The sequence below is a fragment of the Nocardia sp. bgisy118 genome (assembly GCF_057708605.1).
In genome coordinates this window covers 26,709-51,833 of record NZ_JBYISM010000032.1, presented here as the reverse complement: position 1 = coordinate 51,833, position 25,125 = coordinate 26,709, and the positions used below count along the sequence as shown (strand labels likewise).

At 68.5% G+C, this 25,125-nt stretch carries 28 protein-coding genes; 14 read left to right on the top strand and 14 right to left on the bottom strand.

Annotation, left to right across the window (positions count from 1 at the left end; translation table 11 throughout):
- The first annotated feature begins 56 nt into the window (after nucleotides 1-56).
- From AC3EO7_RS30905 to AC3EO7_RS30895, 3 genes are all read left to right on the top strand, one after another.
- A complete protein-coding gene (locus AC3EO7_RS30905) occupies nucleotides 57-1,025 on the top strand; it encodes a hypothetical protein (RefSeq protein WP_435593138.1) in 969 nt (322 codons plus the stop codon).
- A 174-nt stretch (nucleotides 1,026-1,199) separates the two neighbouring features.
- The gene (locus AC3EO7_RS30900; protein ID WP_431971854.1) at nucleotides 1,200-2,240 is read left to right on the top strand and encodes a hypothetical protein; all 1,041 of its coding nucleotides are present in this window, start codon (nucleotides 1,200-1,202) and stop codon (nucleotides 2,238-2,240) included.
- Between the two features lie 335 nt (nucleotides 2,241-2,575).
- Nucleotides 2,576-3,556: a hypothetical protein gene (locus tag AC3EO7_RS30895; protein ID WP_435593137.1), complete on the top strand. Its 981-nt coding sequence runs from the start codon at nucleotides 2,576-2,578 to the stop codon at nucleotides 3,554-3,556.
- 100 nt (nucleotides 3,557-3,656) lie between these two features.
- Here AC3EO7_RS30895 and mgtE read toward each other — a convergent pair whose 3' ends face one another.
- From mgtE to AC3EO7_RS30880, 3 genes are all read right to left on the bottom strand, one after another.
- Complete coding sequence (mgtE, locus tag AC3EO7_RS30890) at nucleotides 3,657-5,021, bottom strand: magnesium transporter (RefSeq protein ID WP_431971856.1); 1,365 nt, start codon at nucleotides 5,019-5,021, stop codon at nucleotides 3,657-3,659.
- A 360-nt stretch (nucleotides 5,022-5,381) separates the two neighbouring features.
- The gene (locus AC3EO7_RS30885; protein ID WP_435593136.1) at nucleotides 5,382-5,900 is read right to left on the bottom strand and encodes a hypothetical protein; all 519 of its coding nucleotides are present in this window, start codon (nucleotides 5,898-5,900) and stop codon (nucleotides 5,382-5,384) included.
- Nucleotides 5,901-5,966: 66 nt separating this feature from the next.
- Complete coding sequence (locus AC3EO7_RS30880) at nucleotides 5,967-6,182, bottom strand: type II toxin-antitoxin system VapB family antitoxin (protein ID WP_431971858.1); 216 nt, start codon at nucleotides 6,180-6,182, stop codon at nucleotides 5,967-5,969.
- A 181-nt stretch (nucleotides 6,183-6,363) separates the two neighbouring features.
- Between AC3EO7_RS30880 and AC3EO7_RS30875 the strand changes: the two genes are divergently transcribed.
- The 5 genes from AC3EO7_RS30875 to AC3EO7_RS30855 all read left to right on the top strand — a co-directional run bounded on the left by AC3EO7_RS30875 (nucleotide 6,364) and on the right by AC3EO7_RS30855 (nucleotide 9,767).
- Nucleotides 6,364-7,146: a response regulator gene (locus AC3EO7_RS30875; protein ID WP_435593135.1), complete on the top strand. Its 783-nt coding sequence runs from the start codon at nucleotides 6,364-6,366 to the stop codon at nucleotides 7,144-7,146.
- 83 nt (nucleotides 7,147-7,229) lie between these two features.
- Complete coding sequence (locus tag AC3EO7_RS30870; RefSeq protein ID WP_488186301.1) at nucleotides 7,230-7,685, top strand: hypothetical protein; 456 nt, start codon at nucleotides 7,230-7,232, stop codon at nucleotides 7,683-7,685.
- A complete protein-coding gene (locus AC3EO7_RS30865) occupies nucleotides 7,682-8,038 on the top strand; it encodes a hypothetical protein (RefSeq protein WP_435593134.1) in 357 nt (118 codons plus the stop codon). Before AC3EO7_RS30870 ends, AC3EO7_RS30865 begins: the two co-directional genes overlap by 4 nt.
- A 130-nt stretch (nucleotides 8,039-8,168) precedes the next feature.
- Nucleotides 8,169-8,633: an RDD family protein gene (locus AC3EO7_RS30860; protein ID WP_435593133.1), complete on the top strand. Its 465-nt coding sequence runs from the start codon at nucleotides 8,169-8,171 to the stop codon at nucleotides 8,631-8,633.
- 141 nt (nucleotides 8,634-8,774) lie between these two features.
- Nucleotides 8,775-9,767 (top strand): LLM class F420-dependent oxidoreductase, encoded by a 993-nt coding sequence (locus tag AC3EO7_RS30855; RefSeq protein WP_435593132.1) that lies wholly within the window; start codon nucleotides 8,775-8,777, stop codon nucleotides 9,765-9,767.
- 509 nt (nucleotides 9,768-10,276) lie between these two features.
- Here AC3EO7_RS30855 and nrdE read toward each other — a convergent pair.
- From nrdE to AC3EO7_RS30835, 4 genes are all read right to left on the bottom strand, one after another.
- On the bottom strand, nucleotides 10,277-12,358 hold the full coding sequence (nrdE, locus tag AC3EO7_RS30850; protein WP_431971944.1) for a class 1b ribonucleoside-diphosphate reductase subunit alpha: 2,082 nt from the start codon (nucleotides 12,356-12,358) through the stop codon (nucleotides 10,277-10,279).
- A gap of 65 nt (nucleotides 12,359-12,423) precedes the next feature.
- Complete coding sequence (gene nrdI, locus AC3EO7_RS30845) at nucleotides 12,424-12,885, bottom strand: class Ib ribonucleoside-diphosphate reductase assembly flavoprotein NrdI (RefSeq protein ID WP_431971863.1); 462 nt, start codon at nucleotides 12,883-12,885, stop codon at nucleotides 12,424-12,426.
- A gap of 44 nt (nucleotides 12,886-12,929) precedes the next feature.
- Nucleotides 12,930-13,163, bottom strand: coding sequence for a glutaredoxin-like protein NrdH (gene nrdH / locus AC3EO7_RS30840; protein ID WP_431971864.1), 234 nt, complete (start codon nucleotides 13,161-13,163; stop codon nucleotides 12,930-12,932).
- Between the two features lie 526 nt (nucleotides 13,164-13,689).
- Nucleotides 13,690-14,259, bottom strand: coding sequence for an NAD(P)H-dependent oxidoreductase (locus AC3EO7_RS30835; protein ID WP_431971865.1), 570 nt, complete (start codon nucleotides 14,257-14,259; stop codon nucleotides 13,690-13,692).
- Between the two features lie 143 nt (nucleotides 14,260-14,402).
- Here AC3EO7_RS30835 and AC3EO7_RS30830 point away from each other — a divergent pair, with 143 nt between their 5' ends.
- Together AC3EO7_RS30830 and nadE are read left to right on the top strand one after the other, a co-directional pair.
- Nucleotides 14,403-15,023: a TetR/AcrR family transcriptional regulator gene (locus AC3EO7_RS30830; RefSeq protein WP_431971945.1), complete on the top strand. Its 621-nt coding sequence runs from the start codon at nucleotides 14,403-14,405 to the stop codon at nucleotides 15,021-15,023.
- 6 nt (nucleotides 15,024-15,029) lie between these two features.
- Nucleotides 15,030-15,854, top strand: a complete 825-nt coding sequence (gene nadE / locus AC3EO7_RS30825; protein ID WP_431971866.1) for an NAD(+) synthase — start codon at nucleotides 15,030-15,032, stop codon at nucleotides 15,852-15,854.
- A 96-nt stretch (nucleotides 15,855-15,950) separates the two neighbouring features.
- On the opposite strand, the gene AC3EO7_RS30820 is transcribed toward nadE, so the two are convergent.
- The 5 genes from AC3EO7_RS30820 to moaA all read right to left on the bottom strand — a co-directional run bounded on the left by AC3EO7_RS30820 (nucleotide 15,951) and on the right by moaA (nucleotide 19,685).
- Nucleotides 15,951-17,186 carry an RNA polymerase sigma factor gene (locus tag AC3EO7_RS30820; RefSeq protein WP_435593131.1) on the bottom strand — a complete coding sequence of 412 codons (1,236 nt, stop codon included), beginning with the start codon at nucleotides 17,184-17,186 and terminating at the stop codon, nucleotides 15,951-15,953.
- 2 nt (nucleotides 17,187-17,188) lie between these two features.
- A complete protein-coding gene (locus tag AC3EO7_RS30815) occupies nucleotides 17,189-17,893 on the bottom strand; it encodes a YciI family protein (protein ID WP_431971868.1) in 705 nt (234 codons plus the stop codon).
- Between the two features lie 104 nt (nucleotides 17,894-17,997).
- Nucleotides 17,998-18,366, bottom strand: a complete 369-nt coding sequence (locus tag AC3EO7_RS30810) for an iron chaperone (protein WP_435593130.1) — start codon at nucleotides 18,364-18,366, stop codon at nucleotides 17,998-18,000.
- A 25-nt stretch (nucleotides 18,367-18,391) separates the two neighbouring features.
- A complete protein-coding gene (locus AC3EO7_RS30805) occupies nucleotides 18,392-18,634 on the bottom strand; it encodes a MoaD/ThiS family protein (protein ID WP_431971870.1) in 243 nt (80 codons plus the stop codon).
- On the bottom strand, nucleotides 18,627-19,685 hold the full coding sequence (gene moaA, locus AC3EO7_RS30800; protein WP_435593129.1) for a GTP 3',8-cyclase MoaA: 1,059 nt from the start codon (nucleotides 19,683-19,685) through the stop codon (nucleotides 18,627-18,629). Before moaA ends, AC3EO7_RS30805 begins: the two co-directional genes overlap by 8 nt.
- A gap of 114 nt (nucleotides 19,686-19,799) precedes the next feature.
- Between moaA and AC3EO7_RS30795 the strand changes: the two genes are divergently transcribed.
- The 4 genes from AC3EO7_RS30795 to AC3EO7_RS30780 all read left to right on the top strand — a co-directional run bounded on the left by AC3EO7_RS30795 (nucleotide 19,800) and on the right by AC3EO7_RS30780 (nucleotide 23,647).
- Nucleotides 19,800-21,005 (top strand): molybdopterin molybdotransferase MoeA, encoded by a 1,206-nt coding sequence (locus tag AC3EO7_RS30795; RefSeq protein WP_431971872.1) that lies wholly within the window; start codon nucleotides 19,800-19,802, stop codon nucleotides 21,003-21,005.
- Nucleotides 21,006-21,116: 111 nt separating this feature from the next.
- Entirely contained in the window at nucleotides 21,117-22,124 is a 1,008-nt protein-coding gene (gene moaCB / locus AC3EO7_RS30790) for a bifunctional molybdenum cofactor biosynthesis protein MoaC/MoaB (protein ID WP_431971873.1), read from the top strand.
- Nucleotides 22,111-22,545, top strand: a complete 435-nt coding sequence (locus tag AC3EO7_RS30785) for a molybdenum cofactor biosynthesis protein MoaE (protein WP_435593128.1) — start codon at nucleotides 22,111-22,113, stop codon at nucleotides 22,543-22,545. Before moaCB ends, AC3EO7_RS30785 begins: the two co-directional genes overlap by 14 nt.
- 94 nt (nucleotides 22,546-22,639) lie before the next feature.
- Nucleotides 22,640-23,647, top strand: coding sequence for an AraC family transcriptional regulator (locus AC3EO7_RS30780; RefSeq protein ID WP_431971875.1), 1,008 nt, complete (start codon nucleotides 22,640-22,642; stop codon nucleotides 23,645-23,647).
- Nucleotides 23,648-23,651: 4 nt separating this feature from the next.
- Here the strand turns inward: AC3EO7_RS30780 and AC3EO7_RS30775 are convergent, their stop codons facing one another.
- Together AC3EO7_RS30775 and AC3EO7_RS30770 are read right to left on the bottom strand one after the other, a co-directional pair.
- Nucleotides 23,652-23,843: a hypothetical protein gene (locus AC3EO7_RS30775; RefSeq protein ID WP_431971876.1), complete on the bottom strand. Its 192-nt coding sequence runs from the start codon at nucleotides 23,841-23,843 to the stop codon at nucleotides 23,652-23,654.
- A gap of 178 nt (nucleotides 23,844-24,021) precedes the next feature.
- Nucleotides 24,022-25,056: a CobW family GTP-binding protein gene (locus AC3EO7_RS30770; RefSeq protein WP_435593127.1), complete on the bottom strand. Its 1,035-nt coding sequence runs from the start codon at nucleotides 25,054-25,056 to the stop codon at nucleotides 24,022-24,024.
- Nucleotides 25,057-25,125 lie beyond the last annotated feature (69 nt).

The window sequence follows — 25,125 nt, the reverse complement described above, 5'->3', positions numbered from 1 at the left end:
GCAGACTGCTGCAGCAGAAGTCGCGCACTCGGCGCGCGCCGCATAAGGGGTTCACGATGCTGCGCAGGTTCGTGACGGCCTTCGCCGCCGTCCTCGTCGTGCTCGCTGTCGCGGCCTGCCAGGACGAGCTACCGACCGTGCCCGCCGGGCCTGCCATCTCCTGGTCGACTGCTCCCACCTCCGACGAGGGGTACCTCGCGGTCATGGCCGCGGTGCGCACCATCGATCCCTGCGCCATCATCCCTCGCAAGGAGCTCACTGCGATCGGCACCGTGGTGAAGGTCGAGGCCCGCTCCACCGATACCTGCGAGGCCACGCTCGGCTCCGCCGAGTTCGGCAAGAGCACGATCTTGCGCTGGTCGCTGGGCGTCTCACGCGACCCCGTAGAAGGATCGGACACAATGGAGCCGCCGGCCCGAATCGGCCACGCGACGATGGTTGTCGACCGTGAGGCGGACGCCGCTGAGCAAGGTTCGATGACCCGGACGTGCATGGCCATAGGCCAGTTCCCTGCCACGGTCTTGCTCAATGTGAACGTGGTGACCCCCGCAGATCAGTTGCCGTGCGCGCTGGCGAAGAAAGTGATGCCGAACGCTCTCGATGCGCTACGCACCGCGCCGGCCGCGGGCACGTCGCCGGATACGCCGAAAACCGTTCTGTCCGGGGCGGATCCGTGCGAGATCCTGGATTCCCTCGGGACGACGACGCCCACATCCAAGCATTATCTGTTCGGGTGCGTATTCCAGTACAAGGGCTCCGATATCGATCTCCAGTACGCCTACGAGGGCGAACTGATCGCAACGGGCGGCACCCCCTTGGTGGAGGTGAACGGCCATCGCGGCTACGACCGGCGCAGCACCACCGAGACGTACTGGTACTCAGTGGTTGTCGGCCCCGCGTTCGGCACGGCGGATCCGAAGACGACAATGGGCCGCCAGCTGCCGGTGGCAAGACTGATGGGCCGCGATCCCGAGGTCCTACAGGAGGTCCTGCGGCACGTCGCCGAACTGTTCCCGGCGAGCTGAATCGAAGGGGTCCGCCACGATGCGCAAGTTCGCGCTGGTCGCGGCTACTGTCACCGTCGCGGCGATCTCGGCGGGATGTCTGGAGGAAATGCCTGCCAAGCCCTCGTGATCGGCTCGCATCGTGTCAGCGGCGGCGGCAGTGAACGTGCCCCCGTTGCGGAATTGTCAGGACGCATGCCGCACGGCAGACTGCTGCACCAGAAGACGCGCGCGCTGCGCGCCACACAAGGGGGGTTCACCGTGTTGCGCAAATTCGCGACAGTCGCCGCGGCCGCTGTCGCCCTGCTGAGTGTCACATCCTGTCAGGATGACCTACCGCCCGCGCCTGCCGGTTCCACTGGATACTGGTCCACCGCCCCGCAGACCGACGAGCAGCGTTGGGAACTGCTGAGCAAGGTTCGTGCGATCGACCCGTGCGCACTCGCCCCGCGCACCGAACTGGCCGAGATCGGCACCGTGAACTGGGTGGATGTACGCATGCCCAACTGGTGCGAAGCGCGAATGGGCCCGACCGAATCCGGCAAGGGAACCGCGCTGAGCTGGTCGTTGTCCGTCGCCACGCGCGGTATCCCACAGCCGGAGCGGGGTCGCACAACGAAGATCGGCGCTGTCACGGTCGGCACGGTGAGCGATCTCGACACCAACCCAGCACTCGAGGGCAAGCTGGTCGAGCGCAATTGCACCGCGACCGCGAGCTTCCCTTCGACCGCGGCCGTGATGATTTTCGCCACGACCCCGGTCGGCACCGAACCGTGCCCGGTCGCCGAGGCGGTCCTGCCGACCATCCTCGCCCAGCTCGACAAGGAACCCGCGCACGGCGCCTCGCCCGACACCCCGCGCACCGTCCTGCTCGGCAACGATCCCTGCGCGGTCGCGAAGGACCTCGGCGTAACTCCGGCGGTAGCCGACCAGCGCGACTGGAAGTGTTCCTTCCCGTACCACGGCGACACGATCGAGGTCCGGTACACCTATGACAAGGAGCGACTGATCGTGGAGGGCGAACCGATCTTCACCGTCAATGGGCATCCCGGATACGGCGATCCGAGCGCCGACGAGTTTCATTCGTACAACGCGATCGTGGGACCGCCGCTGCCGTCGTCCAGACCCGAGTCCTCCCTGGGACCGAAGCTCCCGATCGTCAACGTATTCGGCCGAGACGAGGCCGTGGTGGACGAGGTCCTGCGCCGGGCGACCGCGCTGTTCCCCGCCGCCTGACCGAATATCCACCCGACCGCGCACAACGCAATCCTCGTTGTGCGAGACGGATCGCCGGATCGATTGTCGCCGCCGTGACCGGCCCGCCGGACCGACGACGACATCTTTTCAGGCCGCCCGTCCCTGCGGTCAGAGTGCCGAGCCGCGGGGACGACGCGCTGGAAGAAGTGCTGCGGCAGGCGCCGGTAGTCCTGCCATTAGCGGCGGCCCCGCCCGTACCGGAGCGCGCCTGCCCCGTTTTGCGGACCAGCGACGCTACGGGCACACTCGGCGGCGATAGTTCGCGGAAGTAGATCGTTCCGCGCCAATCCGATCCATGCGACGAAGGGGAATCGATGCTGCGTCGACTGCTGCTGGCGGCCGCGCTCGTTCTGACCACCGCGGGCTGTCAGGACGCACCGGCGTCGGATTCGACGTCGACCACGGACACCGCGACGGGCGGATTCTGGTCCACCGCGCCGCAGACCGACGCACAGCGGCTCGAGATGCTGCGCAGGGCGCGCAATATCGACCCCTGCGCACTGCTACCGAATCAGAAACTGCGCGAGGTCGGTTCGGTGGTATCCGTGGACAATACGCAGCCGTCCACCTGCAAGGCGATCATCGGTTCGGCCGAGCCTGGCAAGGGAACGACCCTGGTGTGGCATGTGGTGGCGCCGCCGACGAGCATGCCGTGGGAGGACAGGGACGCGACGATCGAACGGGTGGGTGACGTCACCGTCTCGCTGTTGGACGACCGGAAGGTGATGACCGACGAGCAGTTCCGCGAGCAGGGCCATCACACCTGCTACGCCGAAGCGCGCTTCCCCGCCGCCGCCGAATTCTGGCTCGACGTCCAGAGCCCGATCGGCGGCGACCCGTGCGCCGTGGCCCGTTCGCTGGTGCGAACGGCGTTGACGGAGTGGCGGATCGAGCCGCCGCATGGCACCTCTCCCGTGACGGCCCGCAGCATCCTCACCGGACTCGACCCCTGCGCGGTGGCGCCCACTCTCGGCATCTCCGTGCCCGCGGGTGAACAGCAGCTGCACAAGTGCGAGTTCAGCTTTCGCGGCAGCAACGTCGTGATCAACTACGAGTACCAGGACGGAGACCCGGCGGGACCGGGCGAGCCGGCGTTCACGGTCGGCCCCCGGCCCGTGCACCAGGTCGCCGCCGCGGCCGGTGACTCGCGGGTGTACTCCGCACCGGTCGGTCCCCCGCTTCGCCCCGCTGTGACCGGTCAGGCGCTGCCGACCCGGATCCCCGTCGTCTCGGCGGTGGGCAAGCGCGACGCCGTGGAAGAGGTCATGCGCAAGCTGCTGCCGATGCTGCCCTGATCCGTGGCCGGGGCCTCGGCCCCTCGAGCCCCTGATCCGCTCGCTTCCCGGGTGTCGGCGCGCAGCCGATCCCGGAAAGCTTGCGGCGGAACCGAATTCCTCAGATCCCCAGGACCAGCTTCGCGGTCGTGAAGTAGATGATCAGCCCGGTGGCGTCCACCAGCGTCGTCACCATCGGCGCCGACACCACCGCCGGGTCGATGCGCAGCTTCTTGGCGAGCAGCGGCATGGTGCCGCCGATGGTCGCCGCCCACCCGCAGATCAGCACCAGGGTGATCGCGACCACCACCGCGATGCGCGGGCCGACGAACACCGCGCCGATCACCAATCCCGCACTGGCCAAAAGGGATCCGAGCACCAACCCGACCCGGCATTCGCGCCAGATCACCTTGAACAGGTCCGAGACGCGCACCTCGCCCACGGCGAGCGCGCGCACACAGGCGGTGGCCGCTTGCGCACCGGCGTTGCCGCCCGCGCCGATCAGCAGCGGGATGAACAGCGCGAGGTGCGCGGCCTGCTGCAGGGTGCCTTCGAAGAAATCGGTGACGCTCACCGTGAGCGTCGCCGCGAAGAGCAGCAGCATCAGCCACAGCGCGCGGTAGCGGGCCAGCTGGAAGACCCCGGCCGCCATGTAGTGGCCTTCCCACGGCGCGGAACCGGCCTGGCGGGCGACGTCCTCGCTGTCGGCGGCCTCGATGACCTCGACCGCGTCATCGATGGTGAGCAAGCCGACGAGGCGGTCCTCGCTGTCCACCACAGGGAGGTTGATGTCGTTGGTCTCGCGCATCAACCGGGCGGCCTTCTCCGCGGAGTCGGTGGCGCGGGCGAACGCGGGCTCGGTGACGACCAGCTCGGACACCATGGTGTCCGGCCCGGCCAGGACCAGTTCGCGCAGTTCGACGACGCCGGTGAGCCTGCGGCCCGAGTCGACGACGGGCAGTGTGTACACGGTCTCCGCACTCGAGCCCTTGGCGCGCACCATGGCCAGCGCCGCCGCGACGGTCAGGTCGCGCGGCAGCGCGACCACCTCGGGCGTCATGTACTGACCCGCGGAGCCCTCGGGATAGCCGAGCAGGGCGGCGGTCATCCGGCGCTCGCGCGGGCTCAGTCCGGCCAGCACCTTCTTGGCGACCTTGGCGGGCGCTTCGCGCAGCATGCGCGCGCGGTCGTCCGGGGCCATGCCCTCGACCAGCTCGCGGAAGCTCTGGTCGCGCAGGCCCTGCAGGATCTGCTGCTGGTCGACCGGATCGAGCTCCTCGAATACGGCCAGCGCCAGATCCTTGTCCAGCAGCCGGAATGCCATGCCCGCTTGGACGGCGTCCATTCGGGCGAGCTGGTCGGCGATGAAGTGTGGCGGGTGGTTGTCGAGCCAGTCGAGCGCGGCGTCGACACGGTACTCGGCGACGAAGTCCGGCAGGGACTCGGACGGCGCCGGGCGTGCTTCGATCAGATCGGTCTGCGACATGGGAGGTCCTCAGCACAGCGTGGGGTGAAAAATGCACGAAGTTTCACACCGCGAGGCGCCCACCCGGGCGACGCAGACCTACCAGGTATGCGAAGGGGCGGCGCCGCGCGGCCTTCGACTGGGAGGTTCACTGCGCATGGCAACCCACCTCCTGATCGTTCCCGCCGCGACCGACCGGTCGCGCGCCGTCTACCTGGTCAACAGAATTCGGACGCGAATGCGTCCTCGTGAAGGATACATGTTTCAACCCCAGGTTTCACGGCGAGCGGCGTGTCGTCACCGTTCCGCGGGTCGCGGGGTGAGTGAACTCAGCGAGCGAACCATGTACCAGCGCGCATCGGCGCACGCCGGAGCCGAGCGCTAGCGAGGTGGAGGCGTGAGCGACGCCACCACAGCGAGTTCCGTTTCCGGCCAAGACGGGACGTGCTCTACCCACTCCGGGACCGGTTCGGTCTGGAGGCCGAAAAGGTACAAATACGGCACCAGACCGCGTAGTGCCCGGTGCACGTCCAGGCGATCGTCGATCATGTGCGTGATGCCGAGTTCGGCGCAGTGCACCGCCTTGTCGGCCCGCGCCCGGCAGAACCGGAGGTTGTCGCGCGGCACACCGGTCCGCTCGTAGAAGTCGTGGCGATCGAGCCACTGCCTGGTGCGCTGCTCCACGCGCGGGCCGCATTTGGAGATGACCCAGGCGCGACCCTCGAACCGCGCGACCAAGCGCGCCAACACCTCGAAAGCGTTGGGGCTCGGCGGTGTTCGCATGGCGTCCTCGATGCCGCCGGCGAGGAAGACGGTGTCTTCGTCGCCGGAGGGCAGCGTGGCGCCCTGGATGACCCGGCCGAAGTCCACACCGAGTCGATACTGTCTTTCATCGTTCATCGCACTCAGCATGGCCGCGCCGGGGCCGCTCGGCCAGCGAATTTCGTTCCGGCTCCGCGCTTTTCCTCAACGCCACGTGGCGGTCTTGCGCCACGGATCGGGCGCCTGGTCGACCTTCTCGCGGGACCGGATCATCATCCGTTCCAGCATCGCCAGCCGCTTGCGTTGCGCGATCACCTCGTGCAGTGCCGCGTTCACCGTGTCCTCGGTGCTCGTCGTTCCCAGCAGCACACCCACCACCGCCAGGGCGGCATCATCCACATCGATCGATGTCTGCGACATGCGCACCTCCCACAATCGCCCCCTCTTCGAATCGTAGGCCGAATTCCCGCACCGCGGACAGTGGTGTGCGCGTGCGCAAATCCCGACTGCGGTTGTCCGCGCGCTCGGGGGCACCCTATAGTCAGGCCAGTTTCTGACGAAACATGCTGTGTCCGTGCGAGACACGCCGCTAGGGGGAGTTGTGAGCGAGACGATCGATGCTGTCGCGGCGCTGCTGTGGCCGTTGCTGGCGGTGGCCGCGCTGGTGATGTTTCGCGGGCCGCTGGCGCGGGTGATCCGTTCGGCGGAGCGCAGGCCGTTCACCTTGCGCATCGGCGGGCAGGAGCTGGATATGAAGCAGGTCAGCGAGCAGCAGGAGACCATGATCGAGGATCTGCAGATCCAGGTCCGCAGGCTCCGCGAACAGGTCGATCAGCTCACTGCCGAACGCGCGCTCGTCCCTGACACAGGCCAGGTCCGCAGCCTGCCCGCCGCCGAGGACGATCACCGATCCGAAGCCACGGCGTACGCGGGCAGCTCCCAGGACCGCGGCCCCGCATTCGGCTCGGCCCCGTCGCCCGGTTCCCTTCCGGAATCGCCTGCCGCAAGCGCGATCCTGTGGGTCGACGACCACCCCTCGAACAACGCGTTTCTCATCGACCGCTTGGAACGCAACGGAATTCGCGTTGACACCGCTCTCACCACCGCGGCCGCCACCGACCTGCTCGCCACCCGCCGCTACGCCGCGATCCTCACCGACATGAGCCGCAGCGAAGACGGAGCCTCCGTCCCCGACGCGGGCCTGCGCCTCACCGAAACCGTCCGCGCCCGCGGCCTCACCACCCCCATCATGATCTTCACCAGCACCCACGCCACTCACACCGACAACAGCGACCGCGCCCTTGCCGCAGGCGCCCTCACCGTCACCTCCTCCCCCACCGACCTCACCGGCGAACTCGCCACCCTCGGCCTCCTCCCCAGGTAATTCGCCAGATCGGCGAAGAACCCATACGACGCGGTCAGCCGGCGCTTGTGTCAACTTCTGAAAATATTCAGAAGAGTTCCATGGTGACCGAGGTGCAGTGGAGCGAGCTACAACGCGACCCGAAGCAAGTGGCGCAACTCGCCGATCGAGGCGCCGTGCGTGTCCGCCGCCGCGACGGCGCGCCGCTCCTGCTGATCCGCGAGGACCGCGCACAGTCGGAGTCGGAGGGCTCGATCACAGCGGCTCGCGCCCTGCGCAACGTGCTGGTCCACCTCCCCCACGATGTCGCCGCCCGAGCTCTTGTCGACGAGTTTCCGTGGGTGGACGTGCTGCCCGAAGAGGCGCAAGCCCGTTTCGTCGCCGATTTCGCGCGCGCCTTCCAGGCCTCGGCCGAACTCGGCGAGTGGTCCGTGCTGGAGCGAACTGTGCACGAATGGCGCAGCACCGCAGCGGTTTACGCCGACCCCTCGCTCGCCCGCGAGCTGTCCGGACCACTGGACGACGATTTCGGCCCAGTGTCCGAACCAATGGGGGAATGAATGGCGCCGAAAAAGGTGACCGAGTCGCGCCGCCCGCACGACCCGGGATGTGGGAGGCGCGGTTCGCTACGTCGGAGGCGGCCAAGGGATGGGAAGACCTCTGCCGCGCAGCGCAATCCGACACGCGGGAGGCGTGGATCGTCCTCACGGAACGGCCGCTGGCACCGGAGAACCCGGCCCGCCAACACCGGCTTCGCGACACCTTCCGCACGCGCGTGATCGCCGGCCGGGAGCTGGAACAGTGGCAGTACGAAGTGACCGCGGACGACCGGATCTGGTACTGCCCCGACCCGGAACGTCGAGTCGTCTGGGTGGTGCTGGCCCGCTCGGGTCATCCCAAACAGACCGACTGACCCGATAGCAGCGCGCGGTCGACCGCACCTTCGGCTGTGACGCTGGAGAAGAGCCGGGGCGCAATTGGATTCGTGGTGTGCTAAGGATTCGGCAAGGTTTTGGGGTGGGCTCGGAGATACGTTGCCGAGTATGGACGAGAGGGTGGAGGGGCGGCGCGGGGATAGCGCTGTAGCCCGGTTCGAACGGCATCCGGATGGCACGTTGCGGTACGTGCGGCCGGAGGAGCCGAAGGAGGACGAATTTCCGATGGTGGGGAGCGGTCGGCACGAGGACGAGAAGAATGGCGTGCAGGCGGCCGTGGCCTTCGTGATCGATCTGGCATTGCACGCCGCGATCGGGGTAGGCGTCTGGTATGCGGCGAATCGGTACGGGCACGCGGAACAGGCGGTGTTCTTCGGTGTCCTGGCCGGGATCGGGTGCTCGTTCCTCCATCGCACCGTGGTGCAGCGACTCACCCGGACGACGCTCGGAAAGGCTCTGTTCGGGCTTCGTCTACGCAAGACCGACCGCTCCTACCCGACCTTGTGGGAACTCGTCCGGCAGTGGTTCCAAGGCGCCATCGCCTGCATGTTTCCCTTACAGTTCCTGGGCTGACGCGCCGGTCGAATGGCGGCGAGTATTCGGCGCGCGGCGCGTGGAATGGTTGATCTCGGTGTGCCGTCCGGGCAGGGTGGGGCGGGTTCGCGGCAGGATTGCCGGGGACAGGTCGTGCTCGGATACGCGAAGGAGAAGTCTGTGCGCTTCGGATTGTTCGTCCCGCAGGGCTGGCGGCTGGATCTGGTGGGCATCGAGCCCGCCGCGCAATGGGAGGTGATGCGGGACCTGGCCCGACGCGCCGACGCGAACGACGCGTGGGAGTCGATCTGGGTGTACGACCACTTCCACACCGTCCCGGTGCCCACCGAAGAGGCCACGCACGAGGCGTGGACCCTGATGTCGGCGTTCGCCGCGACCACCTCGCGGGTGCGGCTCGGCCAGATGTGTACCGCGATCAGCTACCGCAATCCGGCCTACCTGGCGAAGGTCGCCGCGACCGTAGACGTGATCTCGGGCGGCCGGACCGAGATGGGCATCGGCGGCGGCTGGTACGAGCACGAGTGGCGCGCCTACGGCTACGGCTTCCCCTCCGCCGGCGCGCGCCTGGGCCGTCTCGACGAGGGCGTGCAGATCTTCCGGCAGGCGTGGACCGAGGGCAAAGCCACGCTGGACGGCAAGCACTACCAGGTCGACGGCGCGATCGTCCGCCCGCTGCCGTTGCAGGAGGGCGGGATTCCGCTGTGGATCGCGGGCGGCGGTGAACAGAAGACCCTGCGCATCGCGGCGAAGTACGCCAACTACACCAACTTCACCGGCAACTTCGACGAGTTCGCGCGCAAGTCGGAAATCCTGCGCGGGCACTGCGCCGAGGTGGGCACCGATTTCGACGCCATCGTCCGCTCCTCGAACTTCAACGTCGCGATCGGCGCCACCGAGGCCGAGGTCGAGGACCGCCTGGCCGCCCTGCGTGACCGGCTGACCCCCTTCGTCGGCGCCGAGCAGGCCGCCAAGCAGGTCGACGACCTGTTCCGCGGCACCGCCGCCGTCGGCACCCCCGAGCAGATCGTCGAAAACCTGTCCAAGGTCCGCGATCTCGGCCTCGGCTACACGATCCTCAACTTCCCCGAGGCCGCCTACGACACCTCCGGCATCGAACTCTTCGAACGCGAGGTCATCCCCGCCCTGTCCTGATCAGCCGTTACCGAGCCGATCGGCAGCGAGCCTGCCGATCGGCCGGAGCGGCGGCGAACCCGGCCCAGCATCCGAAACACCCGAACCAACGGCGACTCCACCACCGCGGAGCGAGCCCTACAAGCGACATTCGCGGCCCAGTGCGTTCGAAACGCTCACACCGAACCGCCAACCCCCACACTCATGCAACCGCGGAGCGAGCCCGACGAGCGACATTCGCGGCCCAGCATGCTCGAAAACGCTCACACCCAACCGGCAACCCCCGCACACACGCAAAAGACCCGCGAGCGAACCCGCCGCGCAACATTCGCAACCACTACCGAAACGCTCACACCGAACCCGCAACCCCCGCACTCACCCAACCACACCGGAGCGAGCCCGACGAGCGACGTTCGCGGCCGTCTCGCGGCCGAGCGATCGAAGCGCATGCGCCGAAGGCGCGAGTCTCGATCGCTCGGCCGCGAGACACAAAGGGCCGGGAACACGCGGCGCCGCAGGCGCCGCCAATGTCACAGCATGCAGCTCACGCAGCCTTCGACTTCGGTGCCTTCCAACGCCATCTGGCGCAGCCGGATGTAATACAGCGTCTTGATGCCCTTGCGCCAGGCGTAGATCTGCGCCTTGTTCAGGTCACGGGTGGTGGCCGTGTCCTTGAAGAAGAGGGTCAGCGACAGGCCCTGGTCCACGTGCTGGGTGGCCGCGGCGTAGGTGTCGATGATCTTCTCGTAGCCGATCTCGTAGGCGTCCTCGTAGTACTCGAGGTTGTCGTTGTCCATGTAGGGCGCCGGGTAGTAGACGCGGCCGATCTTGCCTTCCTTGCGGATCTCGATCTTCGACGCCACCGGGTGGATGGAGCTGGTGGAGTGGTTGATGTAGGAGATCGAGCCGGTGGGCGGCACGGCCTGCAGGTTCTGGTTGTAGATGCCGTGTTCCATGACCGACGCCTTCAGCTCCCGCCAGTCCTGCTGGGTCGGGATGTGCACGCCCGCGTCGTCGAACAGCCGCCGCACCCGGTCGGTCTTCGGCTCCCACGCCCGGTCGGTGTACCTGTCGAAGTACTCGCCGCTGGCGTACTTCGATTCGGGGAACCCGCCGAAGTAGCTGCCGCGCTCTTTGGCGATCAGGTTCGACGCCCGGATCGCGTGGTAGACCACGGTGTAGAAGTAGATGTTGGTGAAGTCGATGCCTTCTTCGGATCCGTAGTGGATCCGCTCACGGGCCAGGTATCCGTGCAGGTTCATCTGCCCGAGGCCGATCGCGTGGGACTGGTTGTTGCCCTGTTCGATCGACGGCACCGAGTAGATGTGGGTCTGGTCCGACACGGCGGTCAGCGCGCGGATCGCCACCTCGATGGTCTGCGCGAAGTTCGGCGAGTCCATCGACTTGGCGATGTTCAGCGAACCCAGGTTGCAGGAGATGTCCTTGCCGACCTTCGAGTAGGACAGGTCGTCGTTGAACTCCGACGGGGTGGAGACCTGCAGGATCTCCGAGCACAGGTTGGAGTGGGTGATCTTGCCCGCGATCGGGTTGGCCCTGTTCACCGTGTCCTCGAACATGATGTACGGGTAGCCCGATTCGAACTGCAGCTCGGCGATGGTCTGGAAGAACTCGCGCGCCTTGATCTTCGACTTGCGGATGCGCTTGTCGTCGACCATCTCGTAGTACTTCTCGGTGACGTCGATGTCGGCGAACGGCTTGCCGTAGATCCGCTCCACGTCGTACGGCGAGAAGAGGTACATGTCCTCGTTCTTCTTCGCCAGTTCGAAGGTGATGTCGGGGATCACCACGCCGAGCGAGAGCGTCTTGATGCGGATCTTCTCGTCCGCGTTCTCCCGCTTGGTGTCCAGGAAGCGGTAGATGTCCGGGTGGTGCGCGTGCAGGTACACCGCACCGGCGCCCTGTCGCGCGCCGAGCTGGTTGGCGTAGGAGAACGAGTCCTCCAGCAGCTTCATGATCGGGATGACGCCCGAGCTCTGGTTCTCGATCTTCTTGATCGGCGCGCCGTGCTCGCGAATGTTGCTGAGCAGCAGGGCGACACCGCCGCCGCGCTTGGACAGCTGCAGTGCCGAGTTGATGGAGCGCCCGATGGACTCCATGTTGTCCTCGATGCGCAGCAGGAAGCAGGACACCGGCTCACCGCGCTGCTTCTTGCCCGAGTTGAGGAAGGTCGGGGTGGCGGGCTGGAAACGCCCGTCGATGATCTCGTCGACCAGCTGGCGGGCCAGGACCTCGTCACCGGCGGCCAGGGTCAGCGCGACCATGCACACGCGGTCCTCGAAGCGCTCCAGGTAGCGCTTGCCGTCGAAGGTCTTGAGCGTGTACGAGGTGTAGTACTTGAACGCGCCCAGGAAGGTCGGGAACCGGAACTTGTGCGCGTAGGCCTGCTTGAACAGGCTCTTGATGAACGCCCTGCTGTACTGCTCGAGAACCTCGGCCTCGTAGTAGTTCTCGTCGACCAGGTAGTCCAGCTTCTCGTCCAGGTTGTGGAAGAAGACGGTGTTCTGGTTGACGTGCTGCAGGAAGTACTGGTGGGCGGCCTCGCGGTCCTTGTCGAACTGGATCGTGCCGTCCGGTCCGTATAGGTTCAGCATCGCGTTGAGGGCGTGGTAGTCGAGTACTTCACCCGTGGCGTCGGCGCCGCGCACCGGGGGCTGCTCTAAGCGAGCTGTCTTTCCGGCAGGCGCTGTCGTTGCTGTTGCCAAAACAATCCCAATCCCTCTCGGACGCGGTCGACGTCCTCAGCGGTTCCCATGAGTTCGAAGCGATACAGGTACGGCACCCCGCACTTGCGCGAGATCACCTCTCCCGCAAAGCAGTAGGTATCGCCGAAGTTCGTGTTTCCCGCCGCGATGACGCCGCGCAGCAGCGCGCGGTTGTGCGGGTCGTTGAGGAACTTGGCGACCTGCCGCGGCACGAAGTCCTTGTCGGACCGGTTACCCCCCAGAACGTGCCGACCGCCACCGTAGGTCGGGACGATCAGCACGTAGGGTTCGTCGACGCGCAGCGAATCGGCGGTGTGCAGTGGTATGCGAGTCGCCGGGAGTCCCAGCTTCTCGACGAAACGATGCGTGTTCTCCGAGGCGCTGGAGAAGTAGACCAGCGCGGTCCCTGCGGACATCGCTTCTCCTCTCCCATCGGATGAACAGGAAGATCTTGCGCCTATCAGGCCGCCGCGACCGCGAGGGCCTTGATGCGGTCGGGACGGAAGCCGGACCAGTGGTCCTCGCCCGCGACGACGACCGGAGCCTGCAGGTAACCGAGGGCCATGACGTAGTCACGCGCCTCGTCGCTCTCGGAGATGTCGATGACCTCGTAGTCCACCCCGACCTTGTCGAGGGCCTTGTAGGTGGCATTGCACTGGACGCAAGCGGGCTTGGTGTACACGGTGATGGTCATAGAGTCCCTCTCTCCTGTGCCTGATGCGCGGTGTTCGCGGCCTGGTTACGCGGGCTTCCGCCTGCGGGCCTGAGCTCACACCGCGAGCCTGATCCACGGCCGGTGATCCGTATGCAGTGCGTGATCCGACGTATGCTGCGCAAACTCCTGGATCCGGTCTCGAAACCCCTGCTAGCGCCGCCGAGGGCGGTAGCTTTTCGCGGTGGGTCTCGTACCGCCTTCCAGCACCGAAGACACTACACCTAGTGGCCGACAGATTGAAACAACACGACATGTTGCGAGTCGCACAGGTGTAATTCCACCGGGAGAAGTACCAGGACGCTCGATTCGCAACCCGACACGTCCGTGGTGCAGATCACAATTCCGTACCGTAGCGCCCTTCCAGCAAACTCTTCTGTCACATCCGCCACGGCTGTCTCGTCCACCCCTTGTGCGACATCGCGACACACTGGAAACACGAAACCGCCCCCACCTCGGAAGAGAACGGGGGCGGCCACGGAGGACGGCGCGCGGCGCCGGACAACGGTCAGGCGGACACCAGCTGCCCGCGCGCGGCCTCGGCCAGTTGGTGCACCGTGGCGCCGAGCTGAGTGAGCGCCTCCGCGTCCTCGCGCGGATGCACGGCGCCGAAACGCTCGCCGATCACGCCGAAGTGGGCGTGCGCGGCCTCGACGATCTTGCCGCCCGCGACGCCGATCGCCTTGACCGCGTCACCGTGCGCCCACTGCGCCGCGTTCGCGCTGATGGACGCGCTGACGACCGCGACGGCCTTGCCCTGGAGGGCGCCGACGCCGTACGGCCGCGAGGCCCAGTCGATGGCGTTCTTCAGCACGGCCGACAGCGTGCCGTTGTATTCCGGGGTCACCAGGAGCACGCCGTCGGCGGCGGCGACCGCGTCGCGCAAGCGCTGCGCGGCGGCGGGAACGGCGCCGGGAACGTCGATGTCCTCGTTGTAGAACGGAATGTCGGCGAGACCCTCGTAGATCGTCACCTCGACGCCGTCCGGCGCGGTCTGCACGGCGGCCTCGGCGAGCTGCCGGTTGATCGACGCGGCGCGCAGGCTTCCGACGAGAGCGAGGATGCGGGTCTGAACCATGGCGACTCCTGGTGTACTGAATGTGGTGTCCGAACTTTCACCAGACACTAACCGGACTACGGTCCGATTACTTCCCACGAGACCGTGAGAGGGCTGTGAACTACCCCACACCGTCCCCCGGCGAACCGACGCGCGAGCGACCGCTGCTGCGTATCGGCGCGCCCTTGCCGGGGACCGCCGAGCCCACCGAACGCGCAGACGCGGCCCGCAATCGGCGGTTGCTGCTGGACGCCGCGCAGGACTTGGTCCGCGACCACGGCGTCGACGGCCTCACGATGGACGCGCTGGCCAAGCGGGCCGGCGTCGGCAAAGGCACCGTGTTCCGCCGCTTCGGCAGTCGCTCCGGACTGATGCGCGCGCTGCTCGACCACTCCGAGCAGAAGTATCAAGCGGCCTTCATGTTCGGGCCGCCGCCACTCGGGCCGGGCGCGCCCCCGGTGGACCGGCTCATCGCGTTCGGGCGCGCCCGGATATCGGACATCGAGGTCGAGGGCGAACTGCATCGCGCCGCCGAGGTGAGCGAGGCAGGGGACCGCTACACCGGAGCGCCGTACAACCTGCTCAAGGCGCATGTCTCGATGCTGCTGCGGCAGGCGGGCGCGACAGGAGAAGTACCGCTGCTCGCCGACGGTCTGCTCGCCGTACTCGGCGCGCCGCTGCTGATGTACCAGTTCAATGTCCTCGGATACAGCGCGCGGCACGTCGGGGACAACTGGGAAGCCTTCGTTCGCCGGGTTGTCCCGGCGGGCGCGCCAGTAGAGTGACGTCTCATGGCTAGTCTGCGCGAACAGATCATCACCGAATTGGGCGTCCAGCCGACGATCGAACCGAAGGTCGAGGTGCGTCGCCGGATCGATTTCCTCAAGGACTATCTGCGCGCAACGCCCGCAAAAGGTTTCGTGCTCGGCATCAGCGGCGGCCAGGACAGCGCGCTGACCGGGCGGTTGTGCCAGCTGGCCGCCGAGGAACTGCGGGCCGACGGCTTCGACGCCACCTTCGTCGCGGTGCGACTGCCCTACGGCGTGCAATCCGACGAGGTCGACGCCAGGATCGCGATGACCTTCATCGCGCCGGACCGCGCCGTGGTGGTCAACGTCCGTCCCGGCGCCAATGCGGTGGCGGCCGAGACCGCGTCCGCGCTGAAGGTGAGCAAACTGCGCGATTTCGTGCGCGGCAACATCAAGGCCCGCGAGCGCATGGTGATCCAGTACGCCATCGCTGGTGAGGAGAACCTGCTCGTGGTCGGCACCGACCACGCCGCCGAGGCCGTCACCGGTTTCTTCACCAAGTACGGCGACGGCGGCGTCGACCTGACCCCGCTGACCGGTCTCACCAAGCGACAGGGCGCGGCGCTGCTCCAGGAACTCGGCGCGCCGGCCAGCATCTGGTCCAAGGTCCCGACCGCGGATCTCGAGGACGACCGGCCCGCGCTCCCCGACGAGGAGGCGCTCGGCCTGCGCTACAGCGAGATCGACGACTACCTCGAGGGCAACGACGTCACGCCCGAGGTGGCCGAGCGGGTGGAGAGGATCTTCCGCAACACCAGGCACAAGCGCACGGTGCCGGTGACTCCGCTCGACACCTGGTGGCGCTGAGCGCATTCCGGCACGGCGAATCCCGGCACGGAACGTCTCCGGCACGGCACGAAGGCGGCGGCGCCCGGTCCCGAAGACCGGGGCGTGCGCCGGGATCTACTCGGCCGCCTCGACTTCGGTCAGACGGCGCGCCAGGAAGCGCCGCACCTGCTCGTTCTCGGCGATGTCCAGGGCGGCCCGGTAGCTGTCCGCGGCGTCGCGTCGCCGTCCCGCTCTGCGCAACAGATCGGCCCGCGTGGCCGGGATCAGATGGGTCCCGGCCAAGCGGGGATCATCCGCCACCTCGTCGAGTGCGGCGAGTCCCGCGTCGAACCCGCGGGAAAAGCCAACGGCCACAGCTCGATTCACCCGGACTGCGGGCGAGGCGGAATACCGCAGCAGCTCGTCGTAGCTGTCGGCGATGGCGCTCCAGTCGGTGTCCGCCCAGCTCGGAGCCGTGGCGTGCGCCGCAGCGATGCGCGCCTGCGCGAGATACGGTCCGCCGCCGTCGGCCGCCGCCGAGACGAGGCAGGCCAACCCGGCCCCGATCGCCGTGTGATCCCATGCGGACCGGTCCTGGTCCTCCAACGGAACCAAATCGCCTTCCGCAGTACGCCTTTGCCCGCGCCGACTGTCCTGCAACAGCATCAGCGCCAGCAGCGCCCGCGCCTCCGGCTCGCCCGGCAGCAGCCCGCACAGCAACCGGCCGAGCCGAATCGCTTCGTCGCACAACTCGTCTCGCACGGCCGACGGACCCGATGTCGCGAAATAACCCTCGGTGAACACCAGATACACGCACGCGAGCACCGGGGGCATACGCTCCGGCAGGAGGTGCGCCTGCGGCACGCGCAGCGGGATACCGGCCTGCCTGATCTTCGCCTTCGCACGGGAGAGGCGTTGCGCCACAGTGTGTTCCGGTTGCAAGAAGGCCCTGGCGATCTCCGCGGTGCGCAAACCGCACACCAGCCGCAGCGTCAACGCGACCTGCGACTGCTGCGACAGCGCGGGATGGCAGCAGGTGAAGATCATGCGTAGCTGGTCGTCCAGCACCGGCGACACGTCGGCCTCCTCGATCGGCGCGCGCGCCGCGACGGCGTCCTGCTCCTTGCCCGCGCGCGCCGATTCGCGCCGCAACCGGTCCAGCGCTCGATGCCGGGCGGCGGTGGTGATCCAGGCGCCCGGATTCGCGGGTGCGCCGTGCTCGGGCCAAGTGCGCAGCGCGTCGGCGAACGCCTCCTGCACCGCGTCCTCGGCGAGCGCGATGTCACCGACCATCCTGGCCACGGTGGCGAGGGCCCGGCCGAACTCGGCGCGATAGACGGCGTCGATCCCGGTGGCCGGGCCCGCGGTCACCGTCAGTCCAGTTCGACGATCTGACGCACCTCGGTGCGCCCGCGCTCGCCCAGGGGAATCGCGGCCGCGATCTCGGCCGCCTCCGCCCGGCCCGCCGCCGCGAACAGATACACGCCGTCGATCACCTCCGCGAATTCCGCGAACGGCCCGTCGGTCAGCAGCAGTTCACCGTCGCGGACCCGCAGCGTGGTCGCCGAGGACGGCGGCTGCAACGCACCACCGCCGCGGATCGCCGCCGCGTACTTCGCGCCGAATCGCTCGTGCTCGGCCATCCCCGCGTCCCACTCGGGCGAGCCGGGCGCGATCACCGCGTCCGGCGCTTCCCACAGCAGCGCCAGCCACCAGTCCGCGCGCGGCGTCTCGTGCGCCGACCACATGACCATCGGCCGCACCTCGATCTGCCCGTCCTGCGCGGCGGGCAGCTGCCGCGCCAGCTCGATCACCGCATCCAGGTCGGCGGCCTCGAACACATAGAACCCGCCGACGACCTCCGCCTGCTCGGCGAACGGTCCGTCGGTGATCAGCGTCCGTCCGTCCTCGCGGCGGATCTGCATCGCGGACGCGGACGGGTACAGCGCCGCGCCGCCCGCCACCGCGTCGCCCGCGCGCTCGTCGAACGCCGCGTACTTCGCCACCTCGGCGTCGAACTCCGCCGTACCGGGCTGCACGCCGCCTTCGCGTCCCACCAATGTCGCCAGGTAGTGCATCGCGTGATCCTTCCTCGTCTCGAGGGGTCCGATACCCCTTCTACTCGGACGACGAACCGCGCGCCGGGTTCTCTACATCGCGGCGGAGAAAATCTCCGGCGCACTCAGCACACCGGCCCGCCCTCCATGGCCGCCGTCGCCCGCAGCAGGTCCCGGACCAGGTCGAAGTCGATCAGCTCGGGCTTGCGAAAGCGCAGGCAGCCCTTGCCCATGTCGTGGCCGGCCAGCCGATCGGCGAACGCCGCGCGCACGTCGGTGCGCAACAGATAGAAAGAGATGTACTGCTTCTGGTTCGCGAAGGCGATCTCGCCGACGCCCTCGCGTTCGTAGCAGGGCATGCCGTAGGCCATGACCTCGGTGAACCCGCTCAGTTCCGCCTGGCACAGCTCCCGCAGCCGGTGCACCGCCGGACGGCGGGCCTCGGGCAGCTCGGCCAGGTAGCCGTCCACATCGCTCGCCTTGCTCTGCACCACGGCTCGACTGTAACGACGCCGCCCGTTATCCGCCCGCGAACGGCGGGAGCACGTCGACTCGGGTGCTGAGCGCCGAGGACGGGTCGCGGGTGAGTTCGTCGCCGATCAGGTAGGCGCAGACCCCGAGCATCTTGTCCAGATCGGGGCCGTACGCGGCGGCCAGGCTGGTGCGCAGATCGGCGACCGTGGCGCCGGCGGGCAGGTCGATCCGCTCGGAATCCTTGCCGACGGCATCGGCGATGGCGGCGAAATAACGGACCTCAACCACCGATGGCTCCCATCGTGCGTTCCGGCGGGACGAAATCCTCGGCGTCGATGCCGTGTCCCGCCCATTTGTTCCACATCGCGCCGCGCCAGATGGTGGCCAGTTCGGCGTCGTCCGCGCCGGACCGCATGGCCTCGCGCAGATCGAACTCCTGGTCGCTGAACAGGCAGGAGCGCAGCATGCCGTCGGCGGTCAACCGGGTGCGGTCGCAGGTGTCGCAGAACTTGCGCGTCACGGTGGCGATGATGCCGACCGTGGCCGGGCCGCCGTCGACCAACCACTTCTCGGCGGGCGCGGAGGGATCGGCGCGACCGGCCTCGGTGAGCGTGAACCGGGCGCCGAGCACGTCGAGCAGTTCGGCGGCGGTCACCATGTTGGCGCGCGCCCACTCGTGGTCGGCGTCCAGCGGCATCTCCTCGATGAACCGCAGCTCGCACTCCTCGCCCAGGCACCACTGGAGCAGATCCGCCGCGCCGGAGAGGGTTTCGCGCATGAGCACGGCGTTCACCTTGAGCGGAGCCAGCCCGGCGGCGCGGGCGGCGCGGATGCCCGCCAGCACCGAGTCCAAGCGGTCGCGGCGGGTCAGCTTGGCGAAGCCGTCGCGGTCCACGGTGTCCAGCGAGACGTTCACCCGGCTCAATCCGGCCGCGGCGAGCCCGCTGGCGCGATGTTCGAGACCGACGCCGTTGGTGGTCATGGCCAGCGGGATGCCGGGCAGCCGCTCGTGGCAGCCCGCGATGATCTGTTCCAGATCCCGGCGCAGCAGCGGTTCGCCGCCGGTGAACCGCACCTCGCGCACGCCGAGCTGTTCGACGGCGAGCACCACCAACCGCACGATCTCGTCGACGGTCAGCAGTTCGTCCTTCGGAATCGGCGGCAGCCCCTCCTCCGGCATGCAGTAAGTGCAGCGCAGCGAGCACTTCTCGGTGATCGAGACCCGCAGATCGCGGGCCACCCGCCCGAAGCGGTCGACCAGCCAAGGCGTGTCGGGGCGTCCGTCGAGCGAGGGGCGCCCTGATCGCACGGCGGGCATGCCCATCTCGACCAATGTCACGCTTCCAGTATGACCCGTCGGGCGCACGGAACCACGGGCAGCGCCCGGTTCGGCCGATCTCACAAACGAGCATGTCAGGGCGTGAGATGAAAAACCCCCACTAAGCTCTCCGCTATGAATTCTCGGCCAGCCAGCGCCTCGGCACGGTCCGTCGACGAGTATCGCGACAGCATCGAACAGCTGCTGCGCCCACTCGCGGCGCGTCCGGTCGACTCCGTCCCGGTGCCCGCCGCGCTGGGCCGCAAGCTGGCTACCGACATCCGCTCCCCGATCGACCTGCCGGTGTTCCGTAATTCGGCGATGGACGGCTACGCGGTGCGCGCCGACGATGTGGCGGTCGCTCCGGTGACGCTGCCGCTGGCCGGTGTCGTCGCCGCGGGTCAGCCGGGACAGGCCCCGCTGCCCACCGGAGCGGCGCTGAAGGTGATGACCGGCGCGCCGATCCCGCCAGGCGCGGACTGCGTCGTCCCGGTGGAGGACACGCGGACCGACGGCAGCATCGTCACCATCGAACGCGGCCGTGGCGCAGGCGAATTCGTCCGCGAGCCGGGCACCGACGTGCGAGCGGGCGCGCTTCTCGTGCCCGCGGGCGTCGCGCTGACGCCGCGGCACATCGCCGCGCTCGCGGCGGTCGGGGTGCCGACGGTGCCGGTCTTCCGGCCGGTGCGCGCCGCGGTCGTCACCACCGGCGACGAACTGGTCCCCGCGGGCAAGCCGCTGCGGCCCGGGCAGATCTACAACTCCAACGGCATCGCGCTCGCCGCGGCGCTCGCGGCCAACGGAGTGGCGGTCGTCTCGGTCGAGCACAGCACCGACGATCCCGCGGTGTTCCGCCGCTTGCTCTCCGCCGCAACGCGTTCCGCCGATCTGGTGTTCACCTCGGGCGGGGTGTCCAAGGGCGATTTCGAGGTGGTCAAGGACGTGCTCGCCGCGCAGGGCGGGCTGTTCGGTTCGGTCGCCGTGCAGCCGGGCGGGCCGCAGGGGCTGACGGTGCTGGACGGCGTCCCGGTGCTCAGCTTCCCCGGCAATCCGGTGAGCACCATGGTGTCGTTCGAGGTGTTCGCCAGGCCGATGCTGCGGCACCTGTCCGGTTTGCCGCCGGTGCGCACGAGCGAGCTGCCGCTGCGCGCGGCGGTGCGCTCCCCCGCCGGTCGGCGGCAGTTCCTGCGCGGACGGCTCACCGAGGGCGGCGTCGAACCCGCCTCCGGCGCGGGCTCCCACCTGATCGCGGGCATGGCATGGGCCGATGTGCTGATCGACATCCCCGCCGAGACGACCGAGCTGGCGGCGGGATCGCCGGTGCGGGTGCGCGAATTGTGAGCAGGTGCGCGCGGCGCCTCGGCACTGTGCCAGGCTGGATCTCATGAGCGAGCGAATCATGTGGCAGCGTGCCTCGCGCATGCCGGAGCCGAGCGCCGGCGAGGCGCAGGCATGAGCGAGTTGTCCCATGTCGACCGGGAAGGTCGCGCCCGCATGGTCGATGTGAGCGCGAAGTCCGACACCGCGCGCATCGCCGTGGCGGCAGGCGTGTTGCAGACCACCGCGGAGGTCGTCGCGCTGGTCAGGGCCGACGACCTGCCCAAGGCCGATGTGCTGTCCACCGCGCGGATCGCCGGGATCGCGGGCGCCAAGAAGACCTCCGAACTCATTCCGCTGTGCCATCAGCTGGCGCTGTCGTCGGTGAAGGTGGAGTTCGGGTTCACCGACACCGCCATCACCATCGAGGCGACCGCGAAGACCAAGGGGCCGACCGGTGTGGAGATGGAGGCGCTGACCGCGGTCGCCGTCGCCGGGCTCACCCTGCACGACATGGTGAAGGCGGTCGACCCGGCGGCGACGCTCGACGGCGTCCGGCTGCTGACCAAGGAGGGCGGCAAGCGCGGTCACTGGGAGCGGCCGCGCACGCCGGAGCCGAAGCCGGAGACCGGCATTCGCCCCGTCGAACAACCCGGAGGCGACGATCGGTCCGCGGTCGTGCTCGTCGCGTCGACCCGCACGGCGGCGGGCATCTGGGAGGACACCACCGGTCCCGTGCTCGCGGACTGGTTGACCGGCCTCGGCTTCTCGGTGCGCGGACCGCTCGTCTACGCCGATGCCGAGATCGGCGTCGGCCTGGCCGACGCGCTGCGTTTCGCGCCGTCGCTGGTGATCAGCACCGGCGGCACCGGCGCGTCTCCCACCGACGCCACCCCCGAGGCGACGCTGGCCGTGCTCGACCGCGAATTGCCCGGCGTGGCCGAGGCGATCCGCCAGCGCGGCACCGCGAAGTTCCCGCTGGCCGCGCTCAGCCGCGGCGTCGCGGGCCTGGCGGGCCGGTCGGTCGTCGTGAATCTGCCCGGTTCGCCGGGCGGTGTGAAGGACGGTATCGCCGTGCTCGAACCGCTCCTCGATCATCTGCTCGCACAAGTAGCCGGAGGCGGCGATCATGACCACGTCTGAGACCACGGTGCGGGTGGCCCGCATCAGCGACCAGCCGCTCGACCCCGCCGAGGTGGAGGCCGCGGTCACCGGCCCGGAACACGGCGCGGTCGTGGTGTTCACCGGCAAGGTGCGCAATCACGATGGCGGTCAGGCCGTTTCGGCGCTGGAATACTCGGCGCATCCGGAAGCCGAGCGTTTCCTGCGCAATTGCTGCGCCGCGGCGGCAGCGTCAACCGGTCTTCCGGTGGCCGCGATGCACCGGGTCGGCGCGCTGACCGTCGGCGATCTCGCCATCGTGGTCGCGGTGGCAGCCCCGCACCGGGCCGAAGCCTTCACTGCCTGCGCGGAATTGGTGGACCGGATCAAGCACGAGGTGCCGATCTGGAAGCGGCAGTTGTTCGCCGACGGCATGTCGGAGTGGGTCAACGCCTGCGGGTAATCATCTCGTGATGTGAATACGACGACGGATCGAACAGGTCGCCGTTAGCGTTCTCGCGCAGAGTTGTTCATCCGGATGTGCGGTTGGAGGACGCGTGGGGACCGACCAGGTTTTGCTGCATCGTTTCGTCATCTCGCAGCTCACCGCTGCGGGAGCCGATCGGGAGAAGCTGATCCGGGAGACCGGACTACCGGAATGGACGATGGCGGGCGACGACATGCACCTGCCGAGCCACACCTTCTCCCGGCTGTGGGAACTCGGCGCGCACGCGCTCGGCGATCCCGCGGTGGCGTTGCAGGTGGCCAGGCGCTACGAACTCACGAGTCTCGGACTCTACGACTACCTGTTCTCGACGGCGCCCACCCTGGGCGCAGGGCTGGCGACCTGCGGACCGTACGTCTCCGCGGTCACCACCAACCACCGGTTCGACCTGCGCGTCGAGAACGAGCACGAGACCACGCTCTACCTCGACATCATCGACGGCGAGGGCGTGGGACGTGACCTGACCCAGCTGTGGGGTCTGGGCGCGGTGCTGAGCAGGGCCCGCCGGGTGGTGCGCGAACCGCTCGCGCCGGTCCGGGTCGCGCTGCGCCAGCAGGCGCCCCCCGATCATCGCCCCTACGTCGAGGTATTCGGTACGGCCGCCATCGAATTCGATGCTCCGGTCGACTCGATGACCTTCCGCTCCTCCGACATGGACCTCCCGCTGACCACCGCCGACCCGGTGCTGGCGAAGATCCTGCGCCCCTTGGCCGACGCCCTCCCACCGCCACCGCCGCTGCCCTCGGCCTGGCCGCGGCGGGTGGCCGAGGCGCTGGCCGACGCGCTCGACGCGGGCGATGCCTCGCTGAACCGCGTCGCGCGGCGGCTGGCCACCAGCCCGCGCACCTTGCAGCGCAGGCTCATGGAAGCCGGGACGACGTGGCGCAAGGAACTCGACCGGGCGCGCGACGCCCGATTGCGGCAGGCGAGCGCGGCGGGTTCGCTGAGCAAGGCGCGGCAGGCGCAACTGCTCGGCTACTCCGACGCGGGATCGATGCGCCGCGCGGCGCGCCGCTGGGGCGTCGCCGAGCACGCGCACCGGTGTGAGCTGTTCGACTGATACCTCACACGCGCAGGAAGCTGGCCGCGATACGCCAGAAGGTGGCGTCCTCGATGATCCGGAAATCCCAGCTCTCGGCGATGTCTCTGGTGGCAGCGACGATCGCCGGTACGTCGAAATCGTCGCGGGTGGCTGTCCCCTTGCCCTCCAGCGCGGCGATTACGTAAGCGGTGGCGCTCTCCCACGTCTCGGACACCGAACTCTCCCCTCGGTCGCACAAAGATACGGTCGATCACGGTTCTGGACCGACGCCGTGCGCGGCGCATGGCGCCGTCCCCGACACGGCGGGCGTGCAGCCAGTCTTCCGACAACGCGGCCGCCGCGAAAGCGCCGAACGCGCCACCTTCGGGCAAAACGCGCCAATGTGCGGCGCCTCAGTGCGGGGTGTAGCGCCACACCCCGAGCATCGCCTGCTCGTCGAGGAAATCGTCATCGGCGTGCACGGTCTCGCGCAGGCGCGACAGGGCGGTGTCGGCGGGCATGCCCGCCCCGATCAGCACCAGCCGGCTGGTGCGCGGTTCGCCGCGACGCCACGCGCCCGGTTCGAAGACGATGTGCCTGCCGACCATGTGCAACACGAACTTCCTGCGCTCGGCCGCGACGCCGAAGGCCGCGAAGCCCTTGGCGCGGAACAGGCCGGGCGGCGGGTCCTCGAGGAAGCCGATCAGCCTGCGGGGATCCAATTCCCGTTCGCTGGTGAAGGAGACGCTGGTGTAGTCGTCGTGCAGGTGACGGTGCTCGTCGTCGTGGTCGTGGTCGTGGTCGGCGAGCAGTTCGTCGAAGCTCAACTGCTCGGCGACGCGCGGGGTCGCGCGCAACGGCTCGTCGAACAACAGGCCGGGATCGATGCGTCCGCGGGTCGTCGCGTACACCGGCACCGCGCCGACCAGGTCGGCCAGCTCGCCGCGCAACGTGTCCAGCTCGGTCGCGGCGACCCGGTCGGCCTTGTTGACCACCACCAAGTCGGCCAGGCGCAGATGAGTCAGCAGTTCCGGGTGCCGTTCGCTGGTGACGGGGAACTGTTCGGCGTCGACCACCTCGACCAGACCGCCGTAACGGATGCGCGGATTGTCGCTGCCGACCACCATCCGGATGAGGTTGCGCGGCTCGGCGAGCCCGCTGGCCTCGACCACGATGACGTCGATGTTCGCCCGCGGCTGCGCCAGCCGGGTGAACAGCTCGTCGAGCTCGGTGACGTCGACCGCGCAGCAGACGCAGCCGTTGCCGAGCGAGACCATCGCGTCGACCTGCCCGGCGACGAGCATGGAATCGATGTTGATGGCACCGAAGTCGTTGACGACCACCCCGATTCGGGTGCCGCGATTGTTGCGTAGCAGGTGGTTGAGCAGGGTGGTCTTCCCCGAACCGAGGAAGCCGGCGACGATCAGCACAGGAATCCGGTCAGCCACCCGGACCACCCTAGTGTGGCGCGCGACGGCGCGAAAACGGCCGGACGCCGCCCGGTGAATCGGGCGGCG

Excerpts from the sequence above, each read along its gene's own strand:
- AC3EO7_RS30905 (WP_435593138.1), top strand. The coding sequence starts at position 57 with ATGCTGCGCAGGTTCGTGACGGCCTTCGCCGCCGTCCTCGTCGTGCTC.
- AC3EO7_RS30900 (WP_431971854.1), top strand. The coding sequence starts at position 1,200 with ATGCCGCACGGCAGACTGCTGCACCAGAAGACGCGCGCGCTGCGCGCC.
- AC3EO7_RS30895 (WP_435593137.1), top strand. The coding sequence starts at position 2,576 with ATGCTGCGTCGACTGCTGCTGGCGGCCGCGCTCGTTCTGACCACCGCG.
- mgtE (WP_431971856.1), bottom strand. The coding sequence starts at position 5,021 with ATGTCGCAGACCGATCTGATCGAAGCACGCCCGGCGCCGTCCGAGTCC.
- AC3EO7_RS30885 (WP_435593136.1), bottom strand. The coding sequence starts at position 5,900 with ATGAACGATGAAAGACAGTATCGACTCGGTGTGGACTTCGGCCGGGTC.
- AC3EO7_RS30880 (WP_431971858.1), bottom strand. The coding sequence starts at position 6,182 with ATGTCGCAGACATCGATCGATGTGGATGATGCCGCCCTGGCGGTGGTG.
- AC3EO7_RS30865 (WP_435593134.1), top strand. The coding sequence starts at position 7,682 with ATGAATGGCGCCGAAAAAGGTGACCGAGTCGCGCCGCCCGCACGACCC.
- AC3EO7_RS30860 (WP_435593133.1), top strand. The coding sequence starts at position 8,169 with ATGGACGAGAGGGTGGAGGGGCGGCGCGGGGATAGCGCTGTAGCCCGG.
- nrdE (WP_431971944.1), bottom strand. The coding sequence starts at position 12,358 with ATGCTGAACCTATACGGACCGGACGGCACGATCCAGTTCGACAAGGAC.
- nrdI (WP_431971863.1), bottom strand. The coding sequence starts at position 12,885 with ATGTCCGCAGGGACCGCGCTGGTCTACTTCTCCAGCGCCTCGGAGAAC.
- nrdH (WP_431971864.1), bottom strand. The coding sequence starts at position 13,163 with ATGACCATCACCGTGTACACCAAGCCCGCTTGCGTCCAGTGCAATGCC.
- AC3EO7_RS30835 (WP_431971865.1), bottom strand. The coding sequence starts at position 14,259 with ATGGTTCAGACCCGCATCCTCGCTCTCGTCGGAAGCCTGCGCGCCGCG.
- nadE (WP_431971866.1), top strand. The coding sequence starts at position 15,030 with ATGGCTAGTCTGCGCGAACAGATCATCACCGAATTGGGCGTCCAGCCG.
- AC3EO7_RS30815 (WP_431971868.1), bottom strand. The coding sequence starts at position 17,893 with ATGCACTACCTGGCGACATTGGTGGGACGCGAAGGCGGCGTGCAGCCC.
- AC3EO7_RS30795 (WP_431971872.1), top strand. The coding sequence starts at position 19,800 with ATGAATTCTCGGCCAGCCAGCGCCTCGGCACGGTCCGTCGACGAGTAT.
- moaCB (WP_431971873.1), top strand. The coding sequence starts at position 21,117 with ATGAGCGAGTTGTCCCATGTCGACCGGGAAGGTCGCGCCCGCATGGTC.
- AC3EO7_RS30785 (WP_435593128.1), top strand. The coding sequence starts at position 22,111 with ATGACCACGTCTGAGACCACGGTGCGGGTGGCCCGCATCAGCGACCAG.